The sequence below is a fragment of the Saccharomonospora iraqiensis subsp. iraqiensis genome (assembly GCF_000430445.1).
Classification (GTDB): Bacteria; Actinomycetota; Actinomycetes; order Mycobacteriales; family Pseudonocardiaceae; genus Saccharomonospora; species Saccharomonospora iraqiensis.
Genome location: NZ_KE387072.1, coordinates 8,473 through 12,190, shown reverse-complemented (window position 1 = coordinate 12,190; position 3,718 = coordinate 8,473). Strand labels below are relative to the sequence as shown.

The 3,718-nt window shown below is 71.5% G+C and carries 5 protein-coding genes; 4 read left to right on the top strand and 1 reads right to left on the bottom strand.

The genetic code is table 11. The features are described 5' to 3' along the window. The coding region (locus ACTIR_RS22325) for a glycoside hydrolase family 3 protein (RefSeq protein WP_161629627.1) at window positions 1-1,333 on the bottom strand (1,333 nt) is incomplete at its 3' end. A gap of 172 nt (window positions 1,334-1,505) precedes the next feature. On the opposite strand from ACTIR_RS22325, the gene ACTIR_RS0108145 reads away from it, so the two are divergent. The 4 genes from ACTIR_RS0108145 (at window position 1,506) to ACTIR_RS0108135 (ending at window position 3,695) form a co-directional block, all read left to right on the top strand. Next, window positions 1,506-2,156, top strand: coding sequence for a cyclase family protein (locus tag ACTIR_RS0108145; protein ID WP_026453900.1), 651 nt, complete (start codon window positions 1,506-1,508; stop codon window positions 2,154-2,156). A gap of 140 nt (window positions 2,157-2,296) precedes the next feature. Beyond that, on the top strand, window positions 2,297-2,557 hold the full coding sequence (locus ACTIR_RS25305; protein ID WP_084789364.1) for a toxin HicA: 261 nt from the start codon (window positions 2,297-2,299) through the stop codon (window positions 2,555-2,557). Then, window positions 2,544-2,879 carry a type II toxin-antitoxin system HicB family antitoxin gene (locus tag ACTIR_RS0108140; RefSeq protein WP_007023931.1) on the top strand — a complete coding sequence of 112 codons (336 nt, stop codon included), beginning with the start codon at window positions 2,544-2,546 and terminating at the stop codon, window positions 2,877-2,879. The genes ACTIR_RS25305 and ACTIR_RS0108140 overlap by 14 nt, the downstream gene beginning before the upstream one ends. 141 nt (window positions 2,880-3,020) lie before the next feature. Then, the gene (locus tag ACTIR_RS0108135) at window positions 3,021-3,695 is read left to right on the top strand and encodes a haloacid dehalogenase type II (protein ID WP_026453899.1); all 675 of its coding nucleotides are present in this window, start codon (window positions 3,021-3,023) and stop codon (window positions 3,693-3,695) included. Window positions 3,696-3,718 lie beyond the last annotated feature (23 nt).

Genomic DNA, 3,718 nt, shown 5'->3' with positions numbered 1-3,718 from the left:
CCACCCGCGCCGCGCGCGCCGGGTCGCCGCCGTCGTCGTGCACCACCCGGTCGGCGCCCAACCGGTCCCGCAGCGCCTCCAGCGGGGTGGTGGTGCGGAACGCGTCGATCTCCGACGACCCGCCCCCGCTGTTGACCACGTCGGCCTCCGGGCCGATCACCGCCAGCGTCCCCAACCGGTCCGCGTCGAACGGCAGCACGTCGCCCGCGTTGCGCAGCAGCACGAGACCCTGCTCGGCGATGCGGCCCGCCGCGGCGTCGTGGGCCTCGTAGTCGATGTGGGACGGGTCGTCCACGAACGCGGGCCGGTCGAAGAAGCCGTGCGCGAACAGGGTCCGCAGGATGCGGCGGACGTGCTCGTGGATCGTCGCCTCGGACACCTGCGAGGTCGCCAACGCCGCCTTCACCGCGGGCGCGCTGTACACCGCACCGGGCCAGATGTCCAGGTCCAGACCGTTGTTCAGCGAGTTGACGGTGTTCTTGGCCGCGCCGTAGTCGGTCAGCACGAACCCGTCGAAACCCCACTCGTCCTTGAGGATGTCGTTCAACAGGTGCTGGTTCTCGCAGGCGTAGGCGCCGTTGACCCGGGGATAGGCACACATCACCGTCCCCACGCCACTGTCCACGGCCGCCTCGAACGCCGGCAGATACAACTCCCGCAGCGTGCGCTCGTCCACGCGGGCGTCCACGGTCAGCCGCGAGCCCACCAGGCCGATCCCGACCGGGAACCCGGGCACGGCGACACCCTGGCCCTCCTGGTTGTTCACCGCGTAGTGCTTGACGTTGCCGATCACCCCCTGCGACTGCACCCCGCGGGTCCAGCCTGCGGCCATCCGCCCGGCCAGGAACGGGTCCTCCCCGAAGTACTCGAACGTGCGCCCGTTCAACGGGGTGCGCAACAGATTGACCGCAGGGGCGTAGACCACGTCGTTGCCCTTGTGCCGCACCTCGTCGCCGATCACCCGCGCGTGCCGCCGGGCCACCCCGTCGGAGAACGACGCCGCCACCGCCATCGGCGACGGCATGCCGGTGGCCTCCCCCTGCCGCGGTCCGACCGGCCCGTCACTGAAATGCACCGGCGGGAGGTCGACCCGCTCGACGCCGTGGCTGGTGCCGGTGTGCGCGCCCTCATAGCCGAGCACCCCGGCCGGTTCGTCCCCGGCCAGCAGCGAGATCTCCTCGTCCAGCGTCAGTTCCCGCAGCAGCAACCCGGCGCGCTCGTCCGGCGACAACGACGTGTCGCACCACGGATGCCCACCGCACCGCCCCTCGGCGGCGACCGCCGCCGGAGGCGCCACCGGCACCACCACCGCCACGGCCGTCACCAGCGACACCATCCCGGACCGTATGCGCGCGTGCCGCCGCATCGTCCCTCCCGCCCCGGCGGCCGGACGCCGACCACCGTGCTCGACCTCGCCGGACGATCTCTACAGCACCCCGTGCCGATCCACAAGAGGAGGCACCGAACCCCGGCGGGAGTGCGGCGATGCCTGTGATGATGGGGCGATGCGGCTTCTCGACCTCAGTCACGTCCTCGAACCGGGCATGGTCACCTACCCGGGCCTGCCCTCGCCGGACATCGCCGACCACCTGAGCTACGACGACTCGCGTGCGCACTACGCGGAGGGCACCGAGTTCACCATCGGCCGCATCAGCATGGTCGGCAACACCGGCACCTACCTCGACACCCCCGCCCACCGGTTCCGCGACGGGGACGACCTCGGCGCACTGCCGCTGGAGCGCTGCGCGCTGCTGCCCACCGTCGTCGTCGACGGCGACGGCGCCCTCGGTGCCGACGCGTTCGCCGACCTCGAGGTCGAGGGATGCGCCGTGCTGCTGCGGACCGGCTGGGACCGGCACTGGGGCACCGACCGGTACGGCGACCCGGAACACCCGCACCTCACCGGGGCCGGCGCCGAGCACCTGGCCGCCCGCGGTGTCACGCTCGTGGGGATCGACTCGGTCAACATCGACGACACCCGCACCGGCGAACGACCCGCGCACACCGCCCTGCTGGCCGCCGACATCCCGGTCGTCGAACACCTCACCGGCCTGCACGCCCTCCCGGCGACCGGGGCCCGGTTCACCGCCGTCCCAGTGGCCGTGCGCGGACTCGCCACCTTCCCGGTGCGGGCCTTCGCGACCGTGGACTGGTGAACTCCGGCGTACGGTCCGCCGCACCCCGGGGCTGCGCGGCCCCACCCATCGCAGCTCCCGAACACGCCTGAACGGTACATACGGGGAACGACTGCAGGTGAGCCCGCACAGGTGGTGTCAATAATGGTACTATAAGGGCGATGGTCGCCATTGATTCGATCGTGGCAGCGATGCGACGCGCACCGACCAACGTGCGCTTCGCCGATTTGCGGAAGGTGTGTGAACACTACTTCGGCGAACCGCGCCAGTCGGGTGGTTCGCACCTGGTATTCCGCACGCCGTGGTGCGGTGACCCGCGCGTGAACATCCAGTCCGATCGTGGGCAGGCGAAGGCATACCAGGTCCGCCAGGTACTCAAAGCGATCGACCGATGGGAAGGTGGCAACGATGACGGCGATTGATCCCTCGCACTACACCTACCGTGTCACCTGGTCAGCCGAAGACGGGGAATTCGTCGCGACGTGCCTGGAACTCCCGTCGCTGTCCTGGCTCGCCGCGACACCGCAGGACGCGCTGACCGGGGTGGAGCGGGTCGCCGCCGAGGCCGTGGCGGACCTGCGGGAGGCGGGTGAGCAGATCCCGGTCCCACTCGCGGACCAGCAGTTCTCGGGGCGGTTCAACGTCCGTATCCCCGAGACGCTGCACCGCAGGCTCGCCACCGAGGCCGCTGAGGAAGGTGTGAGCCTCAACCGTCTGGTCAGCGACCGACTCGCCCGCAGGTGAAACCCGTCGCCCGGCCGTCGCGCCCGGGGCACGACCCGGCTGCGGCGGCCGGGATGTGTTCCGCCGCCGGTGGGGTACTCCCGGTCCGGTGACGTGCGGCCGTCACCGCGCCCGTCGCCCCTGTACGACCGAGGAGGTCCCGTGTCCACTCGCCCGCACGCCGTCGCATTCGACGTGCTCGAAACGCTGTTGAACCTGGATCCGCTCCGCACCCGGATGGAGGAGATCGGCCAGTCGGCGGACCTGCTGCAGCCGTGGTTCATGCGGTTCCAGCGCGACTCGATGGCGCTGACCCTGTCCGGGGACTTCGGGACGTTCGAGTCGGTCGCCCGGCAGGCGCTGCGCACCGACACGCAACACACCGCCACCGAGGAGGACATCGACCACGTCCTGGCCGGCTTCGGGCAGCTGCCCGCCCACCCCGACGCCGAACCCGCGCTGCGGCGACTGTCCGAGGCCGGGGTGCGCATCGGCTGCCTGACCGTCGGCAGGGCGGACAACACGGAACGGTTCCTCGAACAGGCGGGACTCGCCCGCCACGTCGACCAGGTGATCACCGCGGAGCAGGCCGGGATCTGGAAACCCGCCCCGTCCATCTACCGTGTGGCCGCACACCAGCTCGGGGTCTCCCCGGCGACCATGGCGCTGGTCGCGGTGCACGCCTGGGACTGCCACGGAGCCAAACGCGCCGGCTGCCTCGCCGGCTGGTGCGCCCGCCTGGAAGGCCGCTACGGTGACGTCTTCACCCCCGCCGACGTGACCGGCGCCGACCTCGGCGAGGTCGCCGAGGGGCTGCTGCGACTGCCGTCCGCGTGAGTCCGCCGCCGCGGTCAGGCCCC

What these genes read in the sequence shown, in the direction of transcription:
- ACTIR_RS0108145 (WP_026453900.1), top strand. Translation starts at nt 1,506, where the DNA reads ATGCGGCTTCTCGACCTCAGTCACGTCCTCGAACCGGGCATGGTCACC.
- ACTIR_RS25305 (WP_084789364.1), top strand. Translation starts at nt 2,297, where the DNA reads ATGGTCGCCATTGATTCGATCGTGGCAGCGATGCGACGCGCACCGACC.
- ACTIR_RS0108140 (WP_007023931.1), top strand. Translation starts at nt 2,544, where the DNA reads ATGACGGCGATTGATCCCTCGCACTACACCTACCGTGTCACCTGGTCA.